General features: G+C 63.6%; 25 protein-coding genes. 19 read left to right on the forward strand and 6 right to left on the reverse strand.

What is annotated here, in order from left to right; all coding sequences use genetic code 11:
- The first annotated feature begins 2 nt into the window (after positions 1 to 2).
- From GGD66_RS21125 to GGD66_RS21160, 8 genes are all read left to right on the forward strand, one after another.
- Positions 3 to 602 (forward strand): hypothetical protein, encoded by a 600-nt coding sequence (locus GGD66_RS21125; protein ID WP_210321621.1) that lies wholly within the window; start codon positions 3 to 5, stop codon positions 600 to 602.
- On the forward strand, positions 599 to 1,645 hold the full coding sequence (locus GGD66_RS21130) for a peptidylprolyl isomerase (protein ID WP_210321622.1): 1,047 nt from the start codon (positions 599 to 601) through the stop codon (positions 1,643 to 1,645). The genes GGD66_RS21125 and GGD66_RS21130 overlap by 4 nt, the downstream gene beginning before the upstream one ends.
- 18 nt (positions 1,646 to 1,663) lie before the next feature.
- Entirely contained in the window at positions 1,664 to 2,179 is a 516-nt protein-coding gene (locus GGD66_RS21135; protein ID WP_183258880.1) for a YbjN domain-containing protein, read from the forward strand.
- Between the two features lie 66 nt (positions 2,180 to 2,245).
- Positions 2,246 to 2,728, forward strand: a complete 483-nt coding sequence (locus tag GGD66_RS21140) for a hypothetical protein (RefSeq protein ID WP_183258881.1) — start codon at positions 2,246 to 2,248, stop codon at positions 2,726 to 2,728.
- A gap of 42 nt (positions 2,729 to 2,770) precedes the next feature.
- Positions 2,771 to 3,469, forward strand: coding sequence for a transglycosylase SLT domain-containing protein (locus GGD66_RS21145; protein ID WP_409362378.1), 699 nt, complete (start codon positions 2,771 to 2,773; stop codon positions 3,467 to 3,469).
- 69 nt (positions 3,470 to 3,538) lie between these two features.
- Complete coding sequence (locus GGD66_RS41590; RefSeq protein WP_246788939.1) at positions 3,539 to 3,964, forward strand: hypothetical protein; 426 nt, start codon at positions 3,539 to 3,541, stop codon at positions 3,962 to 3,964.
- Positions 3,965 to 4,343: 379 nt separating this feature from the next.
- Entirely contained in the window at positions 4,344 to 4,793 is a 450-nt protein-coding gene (locus GGD66_RS21155) for a potassium channel family protein (protein WP_183231536.1), read from the forward strand.
- 23 nt (positions 4,794 to 4,816) lie between these two features.
- Positions 4,817 to 5,053, forward strand: coding sequence for a hypothetical protein (locus GGD66_RS21160; protein WP_183258882.1), 237 nt, complete (start codon positions 4,817 to 4,819; stop codon positions 5,051 to 5,053).
- Between the two features lie 30 nt (positions 5,054 to 5,083).
- Here GGD66_RS21160 and GGD66_RS21165 read toward each other — a convergent pair whose 3' ends face one another.
- Positions 5,084 to 5,767, reverse strand: coding sequence for a helix-turn-helix domain-containing protein (locus GGD66_RS21165; RefSeq protein ID WP_183258883.1), 684 nt, complete (start codon positions 5,765 to 5,767; stop codon positions 5,084 to 5,086).
- 309 nt (positions 5,768 to 6,076) lie between these two features.
- On the opposite strand from GGD66_RS21165, the gene GGD66_RS21170 reads away from it, so the two are divergent.
- A complete protein-coding gene (locus tag GGD66_RS21170; protein WP_026202278.1) occupies positions 6,077 to 6,700 on the forward strand; it encodes a response regulator transcription factor in 624 nt (207 codons plus the stop codon).
- A gap of 195 nt (positions 6,701 to 6,895) precedes the next feature.
- On the forward strand, positions 6,896 to 7,264 hold the full coding sequence (locus GGD66_RS21175) for a response regulator (protein WP_283806118.1): 369 nt from the start codon (positions 6,896 to 6,898) through the stop codon (positions 7,262 to 7,264).
- A gap of 15 nt (positions 7,265 to 7,279) precedes the next feature.
- On the opposite strand, the gene GGD66_RS21180 is transcribed toward GGD66_RS21175, so the two are convergent.
- The 3 genes from GGD66_RS21180 to GGD66_RS21190 are packed head-to-tail and all read right to left on the reverse strand — an operon-like array spanning position 7,280 to position 10,479.
- Positions 7,280 to 7,867 carry an invasion associated locus B family protein gene (locus GGD66_RS21180; RefSeq protein WP_183258938.1) on the reverse strand — a complete coding sequence of 196 codons (588 nt, stop codon included), beginning with the start codon at positions 7,865 to 7,867 and terminating at the stop codon, positions 7,280 to 7,282.
- Between the two features lie 23 nt (positions 7,868 to 7,890).
- A complete protein-coding gene (locus GGD66_RS21185) occupies positions 7,891 to 8,781 on the reverse strand; it encodes an alpha/beta hydrolase family protein (RefSeq protein ID WP_409362379.1) in 891 nt (296 codons plus the stop codon).
- Positions 8,782 to 8,790: 9 nt separating this feature from the next.
- The gene (locus GGD66_RS21190) at positions 8,791 to 10,479 is read right to left on the reverse strand and encodes an aspartate:alanine exchanger family transporter (RefSeq protein WP_183258884.1); all 1,689 of its coding nucleotides are present in this window, start codon (positions 10,477 to 10,479) and stop codon (positions 8,791 to 8,793) included.
- Between the two features lie 136 nt (positions 10,480 to 10,615).
- Here GGD66_RS21190 and GGD66_RS21195 point away from each other — a divergent pair, with 136 nt between their 5' ends.
- From GGD66_RS21195 to GGD66_RS21215, 5 genes are all read left to right on the forward strand, one after another.
- On the forward strand, positions 10,616 to 11,296 hold the full coding sequence (locus GGD66_RS21195; RefSeq protein ID WP_183258939.1) for a YoaK family protein: 681 nt from the start codon (positions 10,616 to 10,618) through the stop codon (positions 11,294 to 11,296).
- The gene (locus tag GGD66_RS21200; protein WP_183258885.1) at positions 11,293 to 12,996 is read left to right on the forward strand and encodes a SulP family inorganic anion transporter; all 1,704 of its coding nucleotides are present in this window, start codon (positions 11,293 to 11,295) and stop codon (positions 12,994 to 12,996) included. Before GGD66_RS21195 ends, GGD66_RS21200 begins: the two co-directional genes overlap by 4 nt.
- Before the next feature lie 183 nt (positions 12,997 to 13,179).
- A complete protein-coding gene (locus GGD66_RS21205; protein WP_183258886.1) occupies positions 13,180 to 15,933 on the forward strand; it encodes a decarboxylase in 2,754 nt (917 codons plus the stop codon).
- Positions 15,934 to 15,945: 12 nt separating this feature from the next.
- Positions 15,946 to 17,646: an aspartate:alanine exchanger family transporter gene (locus GGD66_RS21210; protein ID WP_183258887.1), complete on the forward strand. Its 1,701-nt coding sequence runs from the start codon at positions 15,946 to 15,948 to the stop codon at positions 17,644 to 17,646.
- A 20-nt stretch (positions 17,647 to 17,666) separates the two neighbouring features.
- The gene (locus tag GGD66_RS21215) at positions 17,667 to 18,101 is read left to right on the forward strand and encodes a hypothetical protein (RefSeq protein WP_183258888.1); all 435 of its coding nucleotides are present in this window, start codon (positions 17,667 to 17,669) and stop codon (positions 18,099 to 18,101) included.
- Positions 18,102 to 18,155: 54 nt separating this feature from the next.
- Here the strand turns inward: GGD66_RS21215 and ppk2 are convergent, their stop codons facing one another.
- Both ppk2 and GGD66_RS21225 read right to left on the reverse strand, forming a co-directional pair.
- Positions 18,156 to 18,956, reverse strand: a complete 801-nt coding sequence (ppk2, locus tag GGD66_RS21220) for a polyphosphate kinase 2 (RefSeq protein WP_018319936.1) — start codon at positions 18,954 to 18,956, stop codon at positions 18,156 to 18,158.
- A gap of 40 nt (positions 18,957 to 18,996) precedes the next feature.
- Complete coding sequence (locus GGD66_RS21225; RefSeq protein WP_018319937.1) at positions 18,997 to 19,449, reverse strand: hypothetical protein; 453 nt, start codon at positions 19,447 to 19,449, stop codon at positions 18,997 to 18,999.
- 162 nt (positions 19,450 to 19,611) lie between these two features.
- Here GGD66_RS21225 and GGD66_RS21230 point away from each other — a divergent pair, with 162 nt between their 5' ends.
- The 4 genes from GGD66_RS21230 (at position 19,612) to GGD66_RS21245 (ending at position 24,325) form a co-directional block, all read left to right on the forward strand.
- Positions 19,612 to 20,028 carry a hypothetical protein gene (locus GGD66_RS21230; protein WP_049814962.1) on the forward strand — a complete coding sequence of 139 codons (417 nt, stop codon included), beginning with the start codon at positions 19,612 to 19,614 and terminating at the stop codon, positions 20,026 to 20,028.
- Positions 20,021 to 21,253, forward strand: coding sequence for an HlyD family secretion protein (locus GGD66_RS21235; protein WP_183235931.1), 1,233 nt, complete (start codon positions 20,021 to 20,023; stop codon positions 21,251 to 21,253). The genes GGD66_RS21230 and GGD66_RS21235 overlap by 8 nt, the downstream gene beginning before the upstream one ends.
- Positions 21,254 to 21,343: 90 nt before the next feature.
- Positions 21,344 to 23,236 carry a HAMP domain-containing sensor histidine kinase gene (locus GGD66_RS21240; RefSeq protein WP_183258889.1) on the forward strand — a complete coding sequence of 631 codons (1,893 nt, stop codon included), beginning with the start codon at positions 21,344 to 21,346 and terminating at the stop codon, positions 23,234 to 23,236.
- Positions 23,237 to 23,344: 108 nt separating this feature from the next.
- Positions 23,345 to 24,325 carry an ABC transporter substrate-binding protein gene (locus GGD66_RS21245; protein WP_183258890.1) on the forward strand — a complete coding sequence of 327 codons (981 nt, stop codon included), beginning with the start codon at positions 23,345 to 23,347 and terminating at the stop codon, positions 24,323 to 24,325.
- Positions 24,326 to 24,385 lie beyond the last annotated feature (60 nt).

Consider the following 24,385-nt stretch of genomic DNA (forward strand, 5'->3'; position numbering starts at 1 on the left):
TCATGCTTTCCCGGATTCCCGGTCTCGTGGCGGCCGCAATCGCGACCGCGATGTTCTGTGGCGAGGTTCATGCCGAAAGCGAGACCGACCGCTTGCGCGAGGCGCTGCGCAGCGCCATCGCACAGGCGCGGCAGATGGAGGACCAGCGCACGGCGCTGCAGGCGAAGATCGCGGACGCTGACCGCGAGAAGGCGGCCCTGAAGGCGCAGATCGATGCGGCCAAGGCGGAAGCGAAGCAGCTTCAGAGGCAGCATCGCGAAGCAGTCGATGAATTCAATCAGCGTCTGGAGGAGCGCAACCAGACGCTGGAGAAGTGGAAGGTCGCTTACGAGGAGGCCGCCACCGTCGCCCGCACCAAGGACGCAGAGCGTGCCAAGTTCGAAGGCGAGGCGGCGGCCTTCAAGGCCAGCACCAAGAGCTGCCAGGCCAAGAACGTGCAACTCGTCAATGTCGGCCGCGACATTCTCAATCGATATCGCAGCCTGACACTGGGCGACGCCGCAGTCGCAAGCGAGCCGCTGACGGGTCTAGGCCGCGTCGGCGCGCAGAATTTCGTCCAGGAAAGTGTCGACAAGCTGCTTGACCAGAAGGCAACACCATGAACCGTCCCAACGTCATCCGATCGTCGAGATCGACCCTTGTTGTCGGAGCTGCCGTGGCGATCTTGAGCCTGTCGGTGGAGACGGCATTTGCCCAGACCGCGCCGGCGCCTCAACGTCCGGCTCAACCCGCGGTGAAGCCGAAGCCGGCGGCTCCCGCCGCGACAGCGCCGACGCCGGCGCCCCCCGCACCGTCGACCCAGGGGCTTGCTTCCGCCAAGACGACCGGCGGCGACGATGTCATCGCCCGGGTCGGCGATGCCAATATTTCGGCGGAGGAGCTCCGCGCTTATGTCGGCGCGCTGGGAGCGCGCGAGCAAGCGGCGCTCGCGAAGGACCCGGCGCTGCTGAGCCAGGCGGTTCGCATGCTGCTCGCCAACCGGCTGGTCTTGCAGGAGGTGATCACCAAGAAGTGGGATCAGCAGCCCAAAGTCGCGGCGCAGCTCGATCGCGTGCGCGAGAACGCCGTGGTCGAGATCTATCTGCAATCGGTGTCGACGCCTCCAGAGAATTTCCCGAGCGAGGACGAGGTCCAAAAGGTCTACGACGCCAACCGCGGCGCCTTGCTGGTGCCTCGTCAGTTCCACCTCGCGCAGATTTTCGTCGCAGCGACCGAGGGCGACAAAGCGGCTGACGACAAAGCGAAGAAGGCGATCGAGGCAATCCAGGCGAAGCTGAAGGCGCCAGGCGCCGATTTCGGCGCGATTGCACAGGCGGAGAGCGATTCAAAAGGCGGCGGCGATCTCGGCTGGGTGGCCGACAACCAGATCCGGCCGGAGATCAAGGCACAGGTGCAGGGACTGGCCAGGAATACGATCTCGGAGCCCGTCCGGCTCGACGATGGCTGGCACATCATCAAGCTGATCGACACGAAGGCGGCGTACACCCGGACCTTGCCCGAAGTGCGCGATCAGCTGGTGCAGCAGATGCGCAGCGAGCGGGCCACCGCGCTGCGGCGGGCCTATCTCGCTGAATTGCTCAAGCAGAACCCGCCCATTCTCAACGAGCTTGCCCTTTCGGGTTTGCTCGACAATTCCCGGAAATGAGTCGCAGTGGAGTTAGCAATGTCCAATACAATTATCGTCAAGCTCACGCTCAATGATCTGCGTTCAGCACTGCAACAGGTCGGCTACCGCGTGGAGGAACTCACCGATCCCGTGGTCAATCTGACCTATCTCCGCTCGGCAACTGGCGGTCTGACCTTCGACATTCGTCCGGGGAATTGGCTCGCGGACGCGGAGAGTTTCGTCGATGCAGCCCTTACTGCGGTGCTCCAGGTTCAGGGCGAGCTTCCGCTCGATCTGGTCAATCGCTGGAACGCGACGCGCCGGTTTGCGCGTCTTCAACTCAGCCAGCAGTTCCTCGTGCTTTCCCTGGATGTCTCGGTCGCGGGCGGCGTGACCGCGGACCATCTGCGCGCGCAGATCGACATCTGGGATCGCCTGGTCCAGGAGCTGATCGTTTATTTGCGCGATGAACTTCGCGAGCTGTCGGCCAGGAAGGGAACGACGGCGCCGGTCGAACAGGCAGCCGGATACGAGAACGCCGACGTCGGCGGCCCGGCGGCCGCTCTTCAGTAGCGCGTTGCGATGTCCCCGAGGCGTTCGGAAAGAGTTCGCTCGCAAGTCCAGCGAGACATGTTGACGATGGCCGACCGTGAATCCCGCGCAACGTGGTGGAATAGAATCGCGGGTTCGCTGGCTGCGGCGGCCGGTTTGCTTGTCGCCGCAGCTGGCGTCGACGCATCGCCCGTTGCCGCGGACAGGAGCGACTACCGTGCGGCCGATGCAGCTCCGCCGGCTTGGCAGGCCTTCGCAGGGCAATTGAAGGAGAAGATCGAGCAGCGACTGGCGTCCGACGACGTAAGGGCACGACATTTCCAGGAGTACCTGGACCGCCGCGTCACCGGCGGCGATGCGCCGCCTGTGACATTCGTTCTGCGAGCTTGGGTATCGTCGGACGGTCGGCTGCATCGCGTCGAGTTTGACGGACTCGATGACCCCAAGGCTTCCGTCGAGCTTCGGGCCTTGCTGACCGGAGGAGATGTTGGTGTGCCACCGCCCGAGATGCTGCAACCGCTGCACTTGCGGTTCTCGCCGCGGGCGACGGATCGATTGCAGGAGAAATAGAGAATGTCGGCCCGCAACGGGAGCGCTGGCTTGGCGCGGTCAATGATGTCGTTGCCGTCGACTGCTTTGGTCCCGGGATTGCTTCTGCTCGCCCAATTGTTGCCGGCAGGCGCTCGCGCCGAGACGACCTCGGCACCGAAAACGGTCGACGCTCGTCACGCTGCGGTCGAAGTGCTGCCACCGCGAGCCCCCGATGCGGGTTCGCGTTATCGCGCCCTGATTGAAAAGGAGGCCGCGCAGGCCGGTCTCGCGCCCGAGATCGCCGAGGCGGTGATGGCTGTGGAGAGCGGATATGATCCTCGGGCCGTCGGCGGGGTCGGCGAAGTCGGCTTGATGCAAATCCTGCCCTCGACGGCACGCATGCTCGGTTTCTCCGGCACGCTGGCCGATCTGGCCGTGCCCGAGATCAACATCCATTACGGTGTCGTCTATCTTGCGAAGGCTTGGCGCCTCGCCGGCGGCGACCTCTGTACCGCCGCGATGAAATATCGCGCCGGCCATGGCGAAACGCGCTTCTCATTCCTTTCGGTGAACTACTGCATGGCGGTGCGTTCCAAGCTCACCGCTCGCGGCTTTCGCGTGACCGGCAGTGTTCCGGTGCCGACGTTTGGCGAGCCGGCTCCATCGGGCCGCGGCTGCGGGCGGAAATGTCTGGGCCTGTCGCGAACGGGCACGGTGAATATTGTTGCGCTCAACACCCAGCTCAGCGCGCTCGTTGCGCAGGTGCGGGCAGGGCGATAGGGGCCGTGCGCACGAACGGATTGTCCGGGTGAGCCAGTTCGCGCCCACTCTTTGGAAGAGGAGATCGCGATGCGGCTGGTAGCGCCTTCGTTCGTTCTGACAGCCTGTCTCCTGTCACAAGCCGTGGCCGAAGAGCAGGTCAACATTCTTCCGCCGATCGTAATCGGAAGCAGCGCACCCAGGATCGCCCCTGATGGCCGCATGTCGGCCCCGCCCAATGGCAGCCGCGCGCCGGCCTTGCCCGACAGATGCGTAGAGGTGGAAATCGGTTCCAGCCGATCGATGGACTGTCTCAACCTGAAGCTCGGGAGGGAGGTCGATCGAGTCAATCCGAGCATCAATCTGCCGCCCATCGATGCCAGATCGCCTGACCCCAAGCTCGGGGTCGTCAACATCCCCGGTGTTCAGCAGCAATATGGCCGGAACTTCGGAGTTTCCGTCACTCCCTACCGGCCGCCGCCGCCGGTGTTCTCCTCGCCGATCGGGCATCGATGAAGGGATCCAAGGCCTGTTAGCGGCATCGTGCTCCGAGAGCGTCTCAGCTCTCGCGACGGTTTGCTGACGAAGCAATCAGATTCCCACGGCGGAGCTGCTTTGGATGCTTCGCGAAGCTGTCACCGGGGCCCGGCGCAGTCATGAAATCTGCTATTCCCGGGGTGGACTTGAACGACTATAGGGTCCGCATGTTATCTCACCGCTTTTCCGTGGCCCCCATGATGCGATCCACCATTGACGTGGATCAATCGCGACGCTTGCCGGCGGCGCCCAGCTACGCATGGCCGAGCAGCTGACCTGATGCAGCTGTGGCGACGCAGTCGTTTCGGAACTCGGTGATCGAAGACCAGGACCAGCCAGTTGCAATGCGGTGGGCGCTATGTTGCTTCAGTTTCTCGTCGGCACGCTTGTTAGCCTGGTCGGTATCGGGCTGCACGCACTGGTGACCGTCGTCGCGGTCGGTATAGCCCGCAGCGCAGGTTTGCGTCACACGACGCGGCCGGGATCGCACTTGATGGGCGTGATGATGGCCACCGCCGTGGTGCTGATGGTCGCGCACACACTCGAAGTCCTCGTGTGGGCTGCGACTTACGGCATTGTCGGCGCGGCAAGTGTCGAAAACGGACTGCTCTATTTTGCCTTCGTCAATTATACAACTCTCGGCTACGGTGATGTCACGCCCGTTCGCGAGTGGCGGCTCATTGGCCCACTGACAGCTATGAACGGGGTGCTGCTGTTTGGATGGTCGGCGGCCGTGCTGTTCGAGGTCCTGCGCAAGACGCTCGACCATCTCGAAGCCGTCAAGGCATCTGGACCGGTTCGGGGGTAATCCGAGCGCCGCAACGGAGCGGCGTGGATGATGTGACGGGATCGGGACTCATCGCCGATTTCCTGTTCGGCTTGGGCGATCTGTTCGTGATCATCAACCCGTACGGGCTCGCTTTCATGGCGCGGCTGTTCGGCGAGGAAGCACCGGTGACGAAACTGTCAGCATTCCTGCTGCTTTGCATGGGCGTTCAAATCATCGTCACCAGGCGTTTTGGAGGTCGCGCGATCTCTATCGACGACGCGTCACGTGCCGTCCAGTAGACGCTGATCCGGGTGCAAGTCGAACCAAGATCAAGGCTGCAGATCGAGACCGGCGAGCTGGTTCCGGTCGAGCAACACGATCTGCCGTTGGGTGTTGCCGATGAAGCCGAGGATGCCGAGCTCGTGCAGGCGCGACAGAGCGCGTGAGACGGTCTCCAGCGTCAGGCCGAGATAGTCGGCAATATCGCGTCGCGACATCGGGAGCGCGATGACGCCCGCCGCCGTCAGCCGCTTGTCCATTTCGAGCAGGAACGCCGCGACCCGCTCCAGCGAGGTCTTGCGGCCGAGCAACAGCATGTGGTCTTCCGCATGCTGGAGGTTGTTCGTGGTCATGCTGAGCAGGTTTCTGGCTACCATGGCATCGCTTTCGGCCACCGTTTCAAGACTTTGCCGCTTGATCAGACGCACCGTGGTGTCGACGACCGCTTCCGTCGTGAATCGATGCTCCCCACCGTTCTCGAGCCCAAAGATGTCGCCGATGAGGTGGAATGCGCCGATCTGCCGGCGACCATCGGACAACAGCTTGTAGCTTCGCACCGCGCCCGCCTTGACCTGATAGACATATTCGGCGGGCTCTTTCTCACCGTAAATCTCGGTGCCTTTTCTGTACGAAAATTCGCTTAAACTGACGAGCGCATTTGAATCGCTGGTCATGCCGAGGTCACGGAGGGAATTGGGACGCAGTGCGGAATCGGTTGTGATGCGAACAAACATAGGCCAAGTCCTCAGCTCATCGCCGAATTTGGTCCGTTCGACGAGTATTTTCGCTGCTGGGAATGCGCCGCGCTGTCCCGCTCCCGCCGGGTTGATTTACGCCCAAGGCAGTATTTCAATCCATTGTCCCTAGGTTCATTGTACCAAGGGACAGCTTCTGGCGCTTGGTGCGCAGAATGAGAAAGCGCTGCCGCTGCGGGGATTTGGCTCATTGCAAGCAGATATTTCGGTTCTCAAACTGTTGAAGCTGACTTTGTCGAGCGAGAGGACGTCAATGGGTCCTCGCTGGAACTGGGCGAGAGGTTGAAGGTGCCGGGTCTCGTTCACGTGGTTGATGACGACGAGTCCTTTCGGACTGCGATCGCACGGCGTCTGAAGCTCGCGGGCTATGAGGTCGCGACCTATGCGTCGGCGCTGGAGTTGGAGGAGTCTGCGCTGGATCCCGAGCAGGCCGGATGCATTCTGCTCGACGTGCGCATACCAGGATTGAGCGGCCCCGATTTGCAGGCGCGATTGATCGCGTCCGGCTCGACGCTGCCGATCATCTTCCTGACGGGGCATGCAGACACGCCGACTACCGTGCGGGCGATCAAGGCAGGTGCGGAAGACTTCCTGACCAAGCCGATATCTTCCGAGCAGTTGATCGATGCGATCGAGCGCGCTCTGGCGGGTCAGCGGACGGCGCGCGCCCAGCGCAGCAAGCTGGAGACGTTTCGGACTCATCTGGCCACGCTGACGCAACGCGAGGGACAAGTGTTCAATCTCATCGTGCGCGGCCGGATCAACAAGCAGATTGCGCATGAACTCGGGACGACCGAACGCACCGTGAAAGCTCACCGCCATCAGGTGATGGAGAAGATGCAGGTTCATTCGCTTGCGGAACTCGTTTCGATCGCGGAACGGCTCGGAATGCTCGGTACGAACGAGCATTAGCTGCTTCGTCACCGCAAGCTCGGTTCCCACGGTGTGATTGCCCCAAAGGACAATATCGAGGCGTGTTGACAGTGCACGGCGAGGCGTGCGCAATGATGCACAGGCGCCGGGTCGGCAACGCAAAGCAAGCGTGTGCAGTATCCCACCGCCGTCACAGCCCTCGCAGTTCGTTCATCTCCCGAAAGGCAGATCGCCTTGCCGCTATGCCCGTCCGTTTTTGTCGTCGATGACGATCAGTCCATGCGGACCAGCCTGAGCAGGTTGCTGCGTGGGCACGGTTTCGACGCCACGCTGTTCGACTCCGCTAGGGCCTTGCTCCAGCACGGCAAATTCTACACCGCGATCTGCATCGTCCTCGACATCGATCTTGGTGGAAAATCCGGCATCGACGTCCGGCGAAGACTGGCTGAGCAGGGCGTCACCGCGCCGGTTATCTACATCACCGGCAACGACAGCCCCGCGAACCGCGCTGCGGCGCTTGGGTCCGGCTGCATCGCCTATCTGATCAAGCCCTTTACGGGCAAGTCACTGATCGAGTCCGTCGAACGCGCCGGCACCTCGTAAGATCGACTCCGGCCGTTATTCGTCGATCTGCTGCTCGAGCGTCCTGGCTGGCGTTCCCTTGTGGACTGAGGCGAATTGCGCCAGCGGAATCGAAGTCGTCAGGGCCAGGAGGTTCGAATCGACGAGTTCGAGCGTCAGGGTCTTGCCGGATTCCATTTCCCTGATGATCTTCGGCGCCGCCACATCGGCAGCGATGCACAGATTGGTGAGACACCAGGTATAGGGCAGGCGGAAGGGCGCGCCCTGGTCGACGCTCAACTTCGGTGAGTGTTGCAGGTACATGCCGACAGGCACGAACAGTTGCAGCCGGGCCGTGGCGGCGTCTTCGCGTTCGATCAGATCGACGCGCACGGCCGTCTGTCCGCTCGCGAATTGGCCGGTGATCGAGGTCCGGCACAGCGTGGGCGCGCCGCCGGCCTTGAAGCAGAGCTTCTGCCAACCGCCGTAGCTGATGTCCTTTGCTTCACGCTGACCACGTGTGGCGACTTCGGCCGCCGGCTTCTCGCCCTGGGCGCCCTTCGGTGCGGCATGGCCGGGCGCTGCCGTGGCGCCGGCGATGGTGATAAGCAGAAGAATGGCAAGGCAGTCGCGGGCATCGGGCATGATTTCACCTACGGATCCGGCATCTATTTCAGCGCGTCGAGAAACGTCGTTACCAGTGGCGACCACAGCGGGATGGCATCCCTCGAGCCGATGAAGAAATGGCCCTCATTGCCGAACGGCGGCATCAGGTGATACTCGGCCCGGCCGCCGGCGGCGGTGAAAGCCGTATGCATGCGCTTCGACAGTTCGGGGCCGAAGAAAGTGTCGTTCTCGATATAGATCCACAGCATCGGCACACGCGATGTGCGGCCGAAATCCGCGGTGGCCTCAACCAGCCTGTCGGGGCCGCAGTTGTTGTTCGGCTTGCCGCCGACGCGTCCACCACGACCCGCAGCGAAGGTGATGATGGCTTTCACCTGCGGCGGGTTCATGCTCGACAAGGCGATCGAGGCCCAGCCACCGGCGGACTGCCCGATCACGATCACGTCCTTGGGGATGATGCGCTTCTCGGCGGCCAGATAGTCGATGATATCGAGGTCGACCTTGGCGACCGCGAGCCCGGCGTCGCGGAAATTGGGATTGCTGCACTTGCCGATCTTGGAGAAGAACGGTCCGTAGACCGCGCGCTCAGGAATGTCGATGGCGGCTGCGCCATAGCCGGAGCCGACCGGCGCCACCACGAGGTAGCCGCGCCTTGCGAACCATTGGGCGGCGTCGCGGAATTCGACCAACGGAAAGAAGCTGCGGTCGGTCGGGTTGAGCGAGACGCCGTGATTCATGATCACGAGCGGGAAGGGACCGTCGCCGACGGGACGCACCAGATAGGCGAACATCGGAAGCGGTAGTGGCAGCGCCCAGATCTCTTCCTGGATGCGGACGTCATCCGCCGCGCGCGCGGCCGCGGCGAAAGCGGCCCAAGCGAACAATATGGCCGCAAAACATCCCAGCACCGATCTGGCCGGTCGCCGCATCATGGGTCTCCGTCATCCGCTGTAGGTTGCCGCTACGATGATCGGCCCGAGCACGGTGAGCACCACGTTTCCGACCGCATAGGGCACGGCGACGCCGAGGACCGGGGTCTGGCTCTCGGCCACCTCGCACGCGCCGGTCACCGCGGCATCGACGGTCATGGCGCCGGCCAGTGCGCCGCAGGTCACGACCGGGTTCATGCGCAGCACATAGAAGGCAAACAGCGTCGCGACGATCAGCGGCACGAGCGTGATGACGAGACCCATGCCGACCAGAAGCAGCCCGTGGGCCTGGATCGCGGCCCAGGCTGCGGCGCCGTTGCCGAGCCCGATCGCCGCGATGAAGCCGCCGAGTCCGAGATCGCTCAGGGTCTGTTGCGCCGCCGGCGGCAATGCGCCCATGGTCGGCTTGCGTGACCGCAGCCAGCCGCAGACGAGGCCCGCGATCAGCGCGCCGCCGCCACCGCCAAGCGTGAGCGCGACGCCGCCGATCCTGAAGCTGACGAGCCCCGCGAGCAGGCCGGCCGCAATGCCGGCGGCGAGAAAGGCGATGTCGGCGCGATCACCCGACCGCAGGATCTGGCCGATGGCCTTTGCCGCACGTTCGATATTGCGCGTGCTGCCGACCAGCGTCATGACGTCGCCGACATAGATCCGTGTGTCCGCGCTCAAGGGAACCTCGCGGCCCATGCGGGTGAGGGCGCGTAGAAAAACGCCCCGGGCGTCAGTGCCGACGCGCGCCGCGATCTCCTGGATCGAGCGGCCATGGAGATGGCGATTGTCCACGAGCACCTCCAGCACGTTGCCCGGGACGGCCTTCAAGATTTCGTCGGCGTCGATCTCGGTGCCGATGATCGGCTTGGCGGCGACGATGACCGCAGTCCGGCCGGCGATGACGATGTCGTCACCGGCCTCGAGCATGGTCTCCAAATGTGGCTCGATGTCCGCGCCTTGGCGGACGATGCGCTCGACGACCGTGCGGCTGCCGATTTCCTCCTCGATCGACTTGACGGTGCGCCCGGCGCCCGCGGTCACGCGATAGGCGCGGGCCTGGAACTTGCGATAAGAGAGATTTTCGGTTTTGGGCGGTTCGCCGCCGGCAAGCTCTGCCTCGAGCTTCTTCGCCTCAGCCTTCAGGTCGATCCGCATCAATTTCGGCGCGACGAAGGGGACGAACAGCAGCGTCAGGATATAACCGAGCACGTAGGTCACGGCGTAGCCCGCCGCGATGTTCGCCTCCTGCTGGCTCAGCACATCCTTGGGCAGGCCGAGCTGGGCCAATGCGCCTGAGGCGGTCCCGATGACCGACGATTGCGTCAAGGCTCCGGCCGCGATCCCGGAGGCGGTGCCGGGATCGAGCCGGAAGCCGTGAGCAAACAACAGGACGACGACCAGTCCGGTGCCGCCCAGCACCAGCGCCATGGCGACCTGCGCGAGCGTGCGGACGCTCAAGGAGGCGAAGAACTCGGGCCCGGACCGGTAGCCGATGGTGAACACGAACAGGCTGAACAGGATGACGCGGAGCAGCGGCGGGAACGCAAAACTGCCGAGCTGTCCGAGCAGCACGGAAACGATCAGGATGCAGGCTGTGGTCCCGACGGCAAAGCCGCGGATCCGGACTCGGCCGAGGATCGTGCCGATGGCGACGGCCAGCAGCAGAAAGATTTCGGGAGCGGTGGAGATGATCCACCTGACGGTATCCATGTCGCATTTCCCCCGGCGCTTTGCCGAGATCTCAGTCGGGAAATCGCGGGCATTGCTTGATCCAGATCAAGCCCTGCGAGCGGCAAGGCACCGCCTATCGGATGATGCGGAATTCGCGACAGCCGGCATCATCAACATGAGCGCTCTCGACCTCGCGGCCGGCGCCATCCGCCGCGACGAAACCGTGGAGATCGTCCTGCTGCTCGCCTTCGTCGGCGGCTATATCGACGCCTATACCTGGATCGTCCACGGCGTCATGGCGAATGCCCAGACGGCTAACCTTATCTTCCTCTGGGTTTATGCGACGGCCGGCGACTGGACGAAGGCGTTTCACTTCGTGCCGCCGCTTCTCGCCTTTGCCGCCGGTATCGTGATTGCCGCATGGCTGCGCCGCGCTGCGGGCGAGCGGGCCAGCGCAATCAGCACCCTGCTCGAGATATTGCTGCTGATCGCGATCAGCATCCTGCACAACAGGCTACCGGATCTGGCTGGAACGCTCGGCATCTCGTTCGTCGCCGCGATGCAGACCGCGATCTTCACCAGGGTCGAGGGCGTTGTTTGCAGCACGGTGATGATCACGGGCAACATGCGCCAGGCGATCGAGGCTGTCTTTTTGGCCGCCGCCGGAGGCGCGCCGCTGGGGACGCTGCGTCGGTCGGGCATCTTCTTCGCCTTGTGCGCCGTGTTCGGCTTGGGCGCCGCGCTGGGCGCCTTCGCCACCAAGGCTATTCCGGACCTCGCGCTCGGCCTTCCCGTGGTCGCGCTGTTGGTCGTCTTGCTGCGCTGCGAAGCGTCGCATCAGAGGGCGGTCCAATGAGTGCGCCGTCCGAACCTCGATGGATACGGTTCTTCCCGCCGGCCGGCTGGCTTGGCGCCTACCGGCGAGAGTGGTTTTCCTCCGACGCCGTCGCCGGCGTCACCCTGGCTGCTTACGCCATCCCGGTTTCGCTCGCCTATGCCGCGCTGGCCGGCCTGCCGCCTCAGATCGGCGTTTACGGCTATATGCTCGGCGGCCTCGGCTACGCGCTGTTGGGGGCGTCGCGGCAACTTGCGATCGGGCCGACTTCGGCGATCTCCCTGATGATCGCGGGCACGGTCGGCGCGCTGGCCGGAGGCGATGCGATCCGCTATGCGCAGATCGCGAGCCTTGCGGCCTTTGCAGTGGCGGTGCTGTGCTTCATCGCGTGGTTGTTCAAGCTGAGCGTGCTGGTCCGCCTCGTCAGCGACAGCATCCTGGTCGGCTTCAAGGCCGGTGCCGGGCTCACGATCATCATGAGCCAGCTGCCGAGCCTGCTCGGCGTTGCCGGCGGCGGCCACAATTTCTTCGATCGGGCCATCAAGCTGGTCGGGCAGCTCGGGACCGTCAACCTGCTCGTGCTCGCGGTTGGCGCTGTCGCGCTCTTGCTGCTCCTGTTTGGCGAGCGGCTCCTTCCGGGAAAGCCGGTCGGCATCACCATCGTCGCGCTCGCGATCGGGACGGCGACGCTGCTCGGCCTGCCGGCGCTCGGCGTGCCCGTCACCGGGAAGATACCGGAAGGTTTGCCGGCCCTGGGCATTCCGACGCTCGGCCTGCTGGACTTCGACGATCTCTTCCCGCTCGCCGCAGGGTGTATCCTGCTGGCCTATATCGAGGGCGTTTCGGCCGCCCGCAGCTTCGCCGCCAAGCACGGCTATCCCCTCGATGTCCGGCAGGAGTTCCTGGGGCTGGGCGCCGCGAACCTCGTCGTCGCCTTCGGCCATGGCTATCCGGTTGCCGGCGGGCTGTCGCAATCGGCCGTCAATGACAGCGCCGGCGCACGGACGCCGCTCGCTTTGGTGATCTGCTCGGTGACGCTCGGGCTGTGCCTTCTGTTCTTCACGGGACTCTTGACCAACCTGCCCAAGGCCGTGCTTGCAGCCATCGTCTTTGCCGCCGTCTACAAGCTCGTCGACGTTCGCGCGCTGGTGCGGATGTGGCAGGTCAGCCGGATCGACTTCTACGCCGCAACAATTGCGCTGGTCTCCGTGCTATTGCTCGGAATCCTGCAAGGCGTGCTGCTGGCGTCGATCGCTTCGATCCTTTTGCTGCTGGCCCGGGCCTCGCGGCCAAACGTCGCGTTCCTCGGCCGCTTGCCCGGCAGCGGCCGTTATTCGGACAGTTCAAGGCACGCGGACGTCGAGCCCTTGATCGGCGTCATCGCGTTCCGGCCCGAAGCCTCGCTGCTCTACATCAACGCCGAGACGATCCTCGAAACCGTCCTGATCGCGCTTCGGCGCTCGCCCGAGATCCGGCTGGTGGTCTGCGACCTCTCGGCCTCGCCCTATATCGACCTCGCCGGCGCGGGCATGCTGCACGACCTCTACGACGAGCTCGCCGCGCGAAAGGTCATTTTCTCTATCGTCGGCGCGCACGCGCAGCTCCGCGACCTCTTGCGGGCGGAAGGGCTGGCGGAGAGGACGAATAGCAGCCAGTGGCTGCGATCGCTCGACAGCGTTCTCGGCGACGAGCAGGCCGTGACGGCGCAGCGGACGGCCTGAGCGGGCGTGTTGCAATGCGAATGACCGCTGCGGCCGACGGTCTCGCCAGAATGCGTCCGACCGTTGACTTGGATCAATGGAGCCAGCGGCGCCGAACTCACGATCACGCTCAGCTTCGCCCCAACTGGCATCAAATGACCATCGAGTGACCATCAAGGCACCGCCGAGGATCGGGAGAGACACATGTCCAAGGACACCAAGCCGGCGCAAAAGCGGATCGATCAGTTCTTTTCCGGGCCCGGCGCGCGGGCTGATGACTGGCGCGACCTCGTGGAGGCCGCGAAGGCGTGGGCTCGCGTCGGCAATCGGGCGGTCTACGATGCGGCACTGGCCGAGCTCTCGGTGACGGAGGAGTTCTACGGCTATCCCGGGCTGCAGCTGATGGCGGCACTGCGGGAAGCGGCCTCCGCAGGCGATGGGGCAACGACGCTCGCCCTTGCGACGCGGATTACCCAAGCCCTGACGACACGATCCTTCCGCCAGCATGCCGGCGACTGGAGCGCGAAGGATGATGGTAATGGCGACGCGCCCGAGCTGGTGCCACCGACGTTCGGTGCGCATACGGCACGCCGGCCCTATTTCGAAACCCTGATCGTGACTGGCGTATCATCAAGTCAGTGGCCGGCGCTCGCCGCCGAATGGCGCAAGTTGCGGCGCCCAGTCGATGGCTTCATCTATGAGCCTGTCATCGTCGGCAGCCTGGAAGATGCATTCTGCGCGACCATGCTCAATCCCAATATCGCGGCCGTCATCATCAACGAAGGCTTCGGGCTGCGCTCGCGCCACAATGCACCCGTGCTGCGCTCGATCACGGCTTCGGCCGGCCTCAACGACGAGTCCGACGCCTCTGCGCTCCGGCTCGCCCAGATCATCAAGCGCGTCCGTCCCGAGCTCGACCTCTACATGATCTCGAACCGCGACGTCGAGGAGTTGGCTGGAAACCCTGAAGCCAACGTCGTTCGCCGCATCTTCTACTCCGTCGAGGAGCTTCTCGAGCTGCATCTGTCCATCCTCGAAGGCATTCAGGATCGCTACGACACCCCGTTCTTCGACAATCTGAAGAAATATGCGCAGCGTCCGATCGGCACGTTCCATGCTTTGCCGATCGCCCGTGGAAAGTCGATCTTCAAGTCCGACTGGATTCGCGACATGGGCGAATTCTACGGGCCGAACCTGTTCCTGGCCGAGAGCAGCGCCACCACGGGCGGCCTCGACAGCATGCTGGAGCCGACCGGCAACATCAAGAAGGCGCAGGAGAAAGCGGCGAGGGCGCTCGGCGCTGACCGCGTCTTCTTCGTCACCAACGGCACGTCGACATCGAACAAGATGGCGGTGCAGGCGCTGCTCGCGCCGGGCGACATCGCGATCGTCGATCGCAACTGCCACAAGTCGCACCACTATGGAATGGTTCTGGCGGGTGCGCAGCCGCTTTATGTCGAAGCCTTCCCGATGACGGAATACTCGATGTACGGCGCGGTACCGCTGAAGACGATCAAGCAGGCGCTGCTCGGCGCCAGGGCCGACGGCCGGCTCGACCGCGTCAAGATGATCGACCTCACCAACTGCACCTTCGACGGCCACATCTACAACACCCGCCGGGTGATGGAGGAATGTCTCGCTATCAAGCCGGACCTGATCTTCCTCTGGGACGAGGCCTGGTTCGGCTTCGCGCGTTTCTCGCCGTTCCTGCGCCGCCGCACCGCCATGGGGGCGGCCAACGAGATCGAGGCGTGGATGCACGACCCGAAGTCGGTCGCGGCCTATGAGAAGCAGCAGGCCGAGCTCGGCAAGAACCCGTCGGACGAGATGCTGCTCAAGACCCGGCTGATTCCCGATCCCAGGCAGATCCGCCTGCGCGTCTACCAGACCAACTCGACCCACAAGTCGATGTCGGCGATCCGGCAAGGCTCCATGCTCTCGGTCAAGGACGTCGAATTCCACACGGTCGAGCAGCAGTTCAAGGAGGCCGTGTTCACCCACGCTTCCACCAGCCCGAACCAGCAACTCATCGCCAGCCTCGATATATCCAGGCGGCAGATGGAGCTGGAAGGTTACGGCCTCGTGGCCAATGCGATGGAGATCGCGCTTGCCATTCGCCAGGCGGTCAACAACAACCCGCTGATCTCGAAGTATTTCCGCATCCTCGGCGCCGACGCCATGGTGCCTGCCCAATATCGCCAGAGCGGCTTTACCGATTATCTCGCCGCGGGCGTGAATTGGGTCAACACCCTCAAGAGCCTGGACGAGGACGAGTTCTGCCTCGATCCGACCCGTATGACATTGGTGTGCGGCATGGCCGGTTATGACGGCACCCAGTTCAAGGGTATCCTCGCCAATGAGTACAACATCCAGGTCAACAAGACCTCGCGCAACTCGGTCCTGGTCCAGTCCAACATCAACAACACCCGCAGCGACGTCGCGCATCTCATCCGCGTCCTCGCCGAGATCGCGGGCGAGGTCGATCGCGGGCTGGCGCAGGGCGGCGTCAATGCGAAGAAGACGTTCGAGGCACGGGTCAAGAGCCTGATGACCGACGTACCTGATCTGCCCAACTTCTCGCATTTCCACCCGAGCTTCCGCGGCGATGCCGGCAGCAAGACCAATGAAGGCGACATTCGCAGCGGCTTTTACGCGGCCTACGACGTGGCGGGTTGCGAGCACATCCGCCTCAACGATCCCGAGATCGATCGCCGGCTCAAGTCGGGACCAGAGCTCGTCTCGGCCAATTTCGTGATCCCGTATCCGCCGGGCTTCCCGATCATGGTGCCCGGTCAGGTCATCACGCAGGAGACCATCGACTTCATGCGCAAGCTCGATGTGAAGGAGATCCACGGCTACGACGCCAAGGAAGGGCTGAAGCTCGTGCGCTCCGAAGCCTTGGCGAAGATCGGCAAGCCCAGGCCCGCCGCGACGCCGAAGTTGAAAGCGGCATCTTAGAGGGGATCGAACATGCAGGGCTTTTTCACGTTCCTGCAGCAGAATCCGTACCTGCTGCTGTTCTTCGTCGTCGGCCTCGCCGTCTATATCGGCCGGGCCAGCATCAAGGGGTATGGCCTCGGCATGGTTGCCGGCGCCATCGTGGTCGGCGCCGGCGTCTCGGTGTGGTCGTCGACCTACGGCGTGAAGCTCGAGCTGAACAATTTCGCCAAGAGCCTGTTCTACTATCTCTTCATGTATGGCGTCGGGTTGCGTGTCGGGCCGTCCTTCATCAACAGCCTGAAGGGCGACGGCCTGAAGTTCTGCATCCTGGCGGTGATATCGAGCGTGATCGGACTGGCGCTGGTGGTGATCGGCGCCAAGATGTTCTCTCTCCCGCCGGGCGCAGCCGGCGGCATGTTGGCGGGATCGCAGACCATGTCGGCGGCGATCGGCTCGGCCGAGCAGGCCGTCACGTCGGGCGTCGTCAAGCTGCCCGAGGGAATGAAGCCTGAGGATGCCTCAGGCATGATCGCGCTGTCCTACGGTATCACCTACATCTGGGGCACCGTCGGCATCATCCTGATCTGCAAATACCTGCCGCGCTGGTGGGGCGTCGACGCCAGGGCCGCCGCGAAGCAGTACGAGCGGGAATTCGGCGTCAAGGATCTCGAAGGCGGCGGCCTGACCGGCTATCGTCAGTTCGGTCTGCGGGCCTACCGGCTGGAGAACCCGGCGACGGTCGGTATGAGCATCGCGAAGTTCCGCGCGATAAATCCGGAATACCGGATCGTCAATGTCGGGCGGAACGGCGAGCCGCAAGGCGCGGATGCCGACCTCGTGCTGCAGAAGGGCGACATCGTCGCCCTCGGCGGCTCGACCGAGCATCTCACCGAGAAGATGGGCCTGATCGGTCCGGAGGTCTCGGATGCCAAGACGCTCGGCATTCCCATGGACCAGGCGGACATCCTCATCACCAACAAGGAGATGGTGGGGCGCACCTTCGAGTCCTTCCGCGACACCGCGATCGCCGGCCAGCTGCAGGTCACCAAGGTCGAGCGCGGCGGTGTGCAGATTCCGGCCGGTCTCAAGACCAAGCTGGAGCGGATGGACATCGTTTCCGTGGTCGGCTTGAAGTCTGCCGTCAACGAGCTCGGCGAGATGTGGGGTCGGATCGCGAGGTCCAACACCTCGACCGATCTGCTGACGCTGGCTGTCGGCATGATCATCGGCTTCCTGATCGGCAAGATCGAATTCCCGGCATTCGGCGCCAAGGTCGGCCTCGGCAACGCCGGCGGTCTGCTGCTGTCGGGCGTGATCGTATCGTCGATCGTGTCGCGTCTGCGATTCTTCGGCAATACGCCGAACGCGGCGCGCAACGTGCTGGAGGATCTCGGCCTCGTGGTCTTCGTCGCCATCGTTGGCGTCAATGCCGGCGCGGGACTGCTGTCGCAGCTCACGGGTGCAGTCGCCTTGAAGATATTCCTGGTCGGCTTCATTGCCTGCACGATCCCGCCGTTCATCGTCTGGGCGATCGGTTTCCACGTCTTCAAGATCAACCCGGCCGTGCTGATGGGCGGCGTTGCCGGCGCGCGGTCGCACTCCGGCCCCGCCCGCGAGGCTGCGGTCGAGATCCAGAGCTCCGTGCCCTGGATCGGATTCCCGGTCGGTTATGCCGTCTCGGGCATCCTGCTCACCGTGTTCGGCTACTTCGCAATGATCCTTGCGCAATGATCAAGAGGGGGAAGAAAGTCATGAAGAAACTTGCCGTTGGCGTCGCCCTGGTTGCCTCGATTGCGGCCCTGACCGGTCTCAGCACGCCGTCGCGTGCCGAGACCGGCGAGGTCGCCGTCGTCTTCACCAAGGGCGGCTTCATCGTCGGTGTCGGGGGCGGTGAGGGCGTTCTGGTCCTCAGGGGCAAGAAATATCCATTCACCGTCTCCGGCATGAGCGTCGGCCTCACCGTCGGGGCTTCGACCACGAAGTTCGTCGGTCGGGCGCTCAATCTGAAGGGGCCTGCATCCATCGAAGGCTCCTATGCGGTGGGAGGAGCGGGCGGAGCCGTGGCCGCAGGCGCCGGCGCCGTTCAGCTGCAGAACGCCAATGGCGTGATCCTTCAGCTCAGCGGTCCGAGGGTTGGCGCGGAAGTGTCGGCTGCCGTCGGCGGTGTCACGATCCGCCTGAAGTGATCCGGAGGGCAATCAGGGCAATCGGGCTGCCTCACCGGCAGCCCTTTTCGCGTCTCAATACCGCTCGGCGACGAAGTTCATCCCCTTCAGGCCGGCCTGGTCGTTGTAGCGGCCCTTCTCGGAGCGCTTCGGCAGCTTGATTTTGTCCTTCTTGATGCGCTTGTAGGGAATCGCGCCGAGGAGATGTGCGATGCAATTCAGCCGCGCCTTGCGCTTGTCATCGGAGCGGATGATGTACCACGGCGCTTCCTTCGTACTGGTCTGCTTGAGCATCAAATCGCGAGCTCGCGAATAGTCGTACCAGCGCCGGTAGGACTCCAGGTCCATCGGGCTCAGCTTCCATTGCCGCACGGGATCATCGATCCGGGCGTGGAAGCGACGCTCCTGCTCGTCCATTCCGACCTCGAGCCAGATCTTGATCAGGATGATACCGCCGTCGATGACGTATCTCTCCATCTGCGGGCAGAGGGAGAGGAAGCGCTGGTGCTCGGCGGGCGTAGCAAAGCCCATGACATATTCGACGCCGGCGCGGTTGTACCAGCTCCGGTCGAAGATCACGATCTCGCCGCCCGCCGGAAACTGCTCCATGTAGCGCTGGAAGAAGAGCTGTGTCTTTTCGCGGTCCGACGGCGCCGGCAGCGCCACGACGCGGAACACGCGCGGGCTGACCTTCTCGGTGATCGCCTTGATCGTGCCGCCTTTGCCGGCAGCGTCACGGCCTTCGAACACGATGATCACCCGGAGCTTGTTCGCCCGCACGTAGTCCTGGAGGTGACAGAGCTCGACCTGGAGCTTTTCCAGCTCCTTCTCATAGTCCTTCCGCTTCATTCGCTCCGCGGGCGCATCCTTGGCCATGCCGGTCCTCTCGCTGCTGAGCTTGTCAATCGCCCCAGAACTAATCGTCCCAGGAGATGGTCACGCCGATATCGCCGGGCACGCCGCCCGGGAATTCGATGATCTGGTAGGCGATGCGATAGCCGCGCGGCTTCAGATAATCGGTCCAGAGCTGGAAGATCTCCTTGGGGATGCCGGTCAGAGTGGTCTCCCAACCCTTTTCCATCTGGTTGATGGCGCGCCCCCTGTCGGTGCAAAGCGAGTTGGGGAAGCGATAGACCAGCACCTCCGTCAGGCCGTTTCGCACCGCACGCTGGATGATGGTCGAGGCGAGTTTGATCTTCTCCTCCTCGCTCTTGCCGGAGGGTTTGCTGAGCCGCTCGATCAGCGCGCGCTTCTCGGCTTCGACCGCGGCGGCGAGGCGGACATACTCCTCGGCTTTCTCGGCCTCCTTGAGGGCGGCTTCCTTCCGAATCTGGGCGGCGTTGGGGATGAGATCGTCGAGGCCGGGCATGGCTTGCGGCTCCTGATGGTTATCCAATCAGCATCCAGGAAAGGCTAGGTCGGGCGGAGGGTGTTCCCTTGATTCAAATCAAGCAAACCGCAGCCTGCCGAACACAATATCGCACATGCGCATTTGATCGGGAGAGACGCTTTGAGCGACCAGCTTCATCCGATGGCTCCGCACCATTTGCCGTTTTATCTGGCGCCGGGGAGCGGGACCGATACGCTGATGGTTGTGATGGGGCTGTTCCTGATCGGCACCGTGCTCTGGGTCGGTACGCTCTATTGGAAGCTGCACAGCCTGCCCGAGCGGATGGCGCACAAATCACAAAAATTGCAGTTCGAGCTCGTCGCGGTGCTCGGCCTGATCTCGTTGTTCACGCACATGCATATTTTCTGGGTCGCCGGCCTCCTGCTCGCGTTGATCGATCTTCCCGATTTCGGCACCCCGCTGCGTAGCATCGCCGGGTCGGTCGAGAAGATTGCAGAGGCAGCGCCTGCCGCCGGTGGCGAAGAGATCCGGACGGAGGCCGCGACGCCTCCCGCACAGAAGCCGGAAGCCGCAAAGAAGGAGCACAGCCATGTTTGAGCTGATGTTCTGCTCGCTGCTGACGATTCTGCCGGACTATCTCTATCGCCGCTACGCCCAGGGCAAGCGTTTCGGCAAGGAGATCACCTTCTTCTCGGTCTGGTACGAGCTGCGCTGGGGCATCACCGGCTGCCTGATGCTGACGGTGTCGCTGATCACCATGATCTTCTACTTCCATCCTTCGACGTCATCGGCGACGCTCTATTTTCGCACCGTGCCGATCCTGCCCGAAGGCTCCGGCCGCGTTGCCGAGGTCAAGGTTGGCTTCAGCGAGCCGGTGAAGAAGGGCGACGTGCTGTTCACGCTCGACGCCTCGAAGCAGCAGGCCGCGCTCGAAACCGCCAGGCGGAAGGTTGCGGAGGTCGATGCCGCCATGCAGACGGCGCAGGCTGACGTGGTCAAGGCCGAGGCGCAGATCGGGGAGGCGAAGGCGAACTATCAGCAGGCCAAGGACGAGCTCGAGGTCAAGACCGAGCTCCAGCGCCGCAATCCCGGCATCGTTCCGCAGCGTGATATCGACAAGCTCCAGGTTTTGGTCGATCAACGTCAGTCCGGGATCGATGCCGCGACCGCCGCGAAGCAATCCGTATCAATGCAGGTCTCCATCCTGCTGCCGGCGCAGAAGGCCAGCGCGGAGGCCGCGCTCGACCAGGCCCAGGTGGATATCGACAAGACCTTGGTCCGCGCCGGTGTCGATGGGCGCGTCGAGCAATTCCTGATCCGTCCCGGCGACGTCGTCAATCAACTCATGCGGCCCGCAGGCGTTCTCATTCCGGAGGGGGCCGGCCGCAAGATGCTGCAGGCCGGGTTCGGCCAGATCGAGGCACAGGTGATGAAAGAGGGCATGGTGGCGGAAGCGACCTGCATCTCCAGGCCATGGGTGATCATCCCCATGGTGATCACGACAGTCCAGGACTACATCGCGGCCGGACAATTCCGATCCGGGGAGCAATTGGTCGATCCGCAGAACGCCGTCCGCCCCGGCACCATCCTGGTGTTCCTGGAGCCGCTTTACAAAGGTGGCCTCGAAGGCGTGACGCCGGGCAGCAGCTGCGTCGTCAATGCCTATACCAGCAACCACGAGGAGATCTCGGCCAAGGGGACTTCGACCAGCCGGAAGATCGCCTTGCACGTGGTCGACGGTGTCGGCCTGGTGCACGCGCTGCTGCTGCGCATCCAGGCGCTGCTGCTGCCGATCCAGACGCTGGTGCTGAGCGGGCATTGAGCTGTGAAGCCGCCCCCGGGGCCTGTCGCAGCGGTGCAATTCCCGCTAGAATTTCCGCGACAGCAGTTGCTGGAGCTGCAAGGATGGAGCATGAGCGGGCGCACGTCCATCTCCAAGGTCAGGCCAGGGGCCGTGACGGCGCTATACTGTCTCGCGCTGCTTTTCGCCGTGTGCCTGTCCGCCGGGCGAGTTGGTGCAGTCGAGCGGAGTCTCCGCGGCGAGCTGAAGCGCGTCCTGGTATTGCATTCATTCGGCCGTGATTTTCGGCCGTGGAGCGAGTATGCGCGCGACATCAAGGCCAAGCTCGAACGGCAATCGCCCTGGCCACTCGATATACAGGAGCACGCGCTGCTCACCGCGCGCTTCAACAATCCCGGTCCTGAGGCACCTTTCGTCGACTATCTGCAATCGCTGTACCAGGGAGCGATGCCCGACATCGTATTGAGCATCGGCGCGCCTGCGGCCCGGTTTGCGCAGAAATACCGCGGAAGATTATTCCCTGATGTGCCATTGATTCTCTCCGCGGTCGAGCATCGGCTGATCAATCGCGCCGATCTCAGCGACAACGACGTCGTCGTGGCGATCCGCAACGATTTCATGGCCGCGTTCCGCAACGTTCTCCAGATTTTGCCTGACACAAAGTCGATTGTGGTCGTGATCGGTGCCTCGCCGCTCGAGAAGTTCTGGGTGGAGGAGGTCAAGCGGGAACTGCAACCCTTGGGCGAGGAGGTCGAGCTGGTCTGGTACTCGGACTTGTCATTCGACGAAATCCTGAAGCGCGTTTCAAAGCTGCCGCCGCACACCGCGCTGTTCTGGGGGCTGATGTCGGTCGATGCGGCTGGGGTCGTCCACGAGAGCGACATCGCCTTGCGCAGCCTGTACGCGGCCGCGAATGCCCCGATCTTCTCCTACCAGGAGCCGTTCTTCGGTGACGGCACTGTCGGGGGACCGATGCATATGATCGCGGAAACGAGTTCCAGGACCGTCAGTGCGGCGATTGGCATTCTCGGCGGCGCGAAACCAGCGAGCATCAGTTACGAGCCGATCGGATTCGCCGCGCCGAGATATGATTGGCGCCAATTGCAGCATTGGGGCATCAGCGAGAGCCGTTTGCCTCCCGGCAGCGAAATCATGTTTCGCGAACAGAGCATCTGGGAGCGCTATCGTTGGCAGATGCTGCTGATCGCGTCCGTCATTCTGGTGCAGGCCGGCCTGATCAGCGGGATGCTGCATGAGCGCCGTCGGCGCCAGATCGCCGAAGTCGAGTCACGCCAGCGTCTGGCCGAGCTCGCTCACGCCAACCGCTATTCGGCCGTTGGCGAGTTGACCACGTCGATCGCCCATGAACTGAACCAGCCGCTCGGCTCCATCCTGACCAACGCCGAGACTGCGGAGCTGATGCTGAAGGCCGCTTCGCCCGACATCGACGAGATCCGGCAGATCCTCGCCGACATCCGGCGTGACGATCAGCGGGCCAGCGAAGTCATCCGCAGGCTACGCAGTATTCTGAAAAAGACGCCGTTCGAGGTCAAGGACATCGAGCTCAACGATATGGTCCGCGAAGCGATCGGCCTTGTGCGGGCCGTCGCCGATGGACGCCGGATCACATTGATCTACACGCCTGTCCTGGCCGACCTGCATGTCCGAGGCGATCCGATCCAGCTTCAGCAGGTCGTTCTCAACCTGATCATCAATGCGATGGATGCGATCTTCGACGCAGATCCCGGAAAACGCCAGGTCAGCGTCTCGACCCTGCGCGTCGGCAACGAAGCGGAGATCCGGGTCTCCGATACTGGTCCCGGGATTGCCGCTTCCGACCTTGCGAACGTGTTCAATCCGTTCTTCACGACCAAGCCCCAGGGTATGGGCATGGGGCTCGCGATCGCCAAAACCATCATCGAGGCCCATCACGGCACGATCTCTGCCGAAAACCAGGCCGCGGGCGGCGCGCTCTTCACGATCCGTCTTCCGATCCTTCACTGATCGCCGGTGTCTTGATTTTGATCAAGCTCACGGGATCGGCGAAGCCGTTTCCTTCTCGCAATTGCGCGATGACCGGGATGGGTGCGCATGTGGGGAGTGTCGGTGGCCATGAGACGCCGTGAGTTCATGTCGCTGGTTGGTGCCGCGGCGGCGTTCCCGGTCTTGGGGCGGGCCCAGGACAGAGCGCCGTTCGTCGGCGTGCTGACCGGCAATGTCGCCGGCGATCCCGGCGCGCAGATGCGTGTCGATGCCTTTCAGCAGGGGCTCACCGATCGTGGCTGGATCGCCAACCAGAACTATCGCCTGGAGGTGCGCTGGCCGGGTCCCAGTCCGGCACGCCAGCAATTGGAGGCGCTCGAGCTCATTGCCGCCGGGCCGGACGTACTGCTTTCGACCAGCACGGGCACGACCCGGACGCTGCGCGATGCCACGCAGCGAATTCCGATCGTCTTCGTCGGGCTCTCCGATCCCGTCGGGACCGGCCTCGTCGCCAATCTGGCGCGGCCGACCGGCAATCTCACCGGCTTCTCGCTCTACGAGCACTCGATGAGCGGGAAATGGCTCGGTCTGCTGAAGGATATGGTGCCGGGGATGAGCCACGCGGCGCTGCTGTTCAATCCGGAATCGTCGCCCTATGCGCCGTTCTATCTTCAGGCGGCGCACCAGATGGAAAACCGACTCGGTCTCAAGGTTACCGGTGCCAGTGTCCGGAGTGGAGCCGAGATCGCGGCGGCCATCGAGACCGCGACACGCGACGGCGGCGGCCTCGTCGTGCTGCCTGATGGAGGCTTCTTCGGGGCCCAGAGCGCGATGACGATCGCGCTGCTGACGCAGCGCCGCGTGCCCGCGATCTTCGCGGTCCGCTTCTACGCGGTGAACGGTGGGCTGATGTCGTATGGCGCCGATCTCACCCAGCAATTTCGCGACGGCGCCGGCTATGTCGATCGCATCCTGCGCGGCGCCGAGATTCGGTCGCTTCCGGTGCAGTTCGCCACCAGGTTCGAGCTCGTCATCAACATGAAGACGGCCCATGCCCTCGGCCTGACGGTGCCGAGCCGGCTTCTGATGGACGCCGAACTGATCGAATGACGCATGGCTCTCGCGCTGCAGCAGCCACGAGGGCCTCGTTTCGTTGATCTCGATCAACAA

The organism is Bradyrhizobium sp. CIR48, assembly GCF_014198315.1.
In the GTDB taxonomy this organism is placed as follows: Bacteria; Pseudomonadota; Alphaproteobacteria; order Rhizobiales; family Xanthobacteraceae; genus Bradyrhizobium.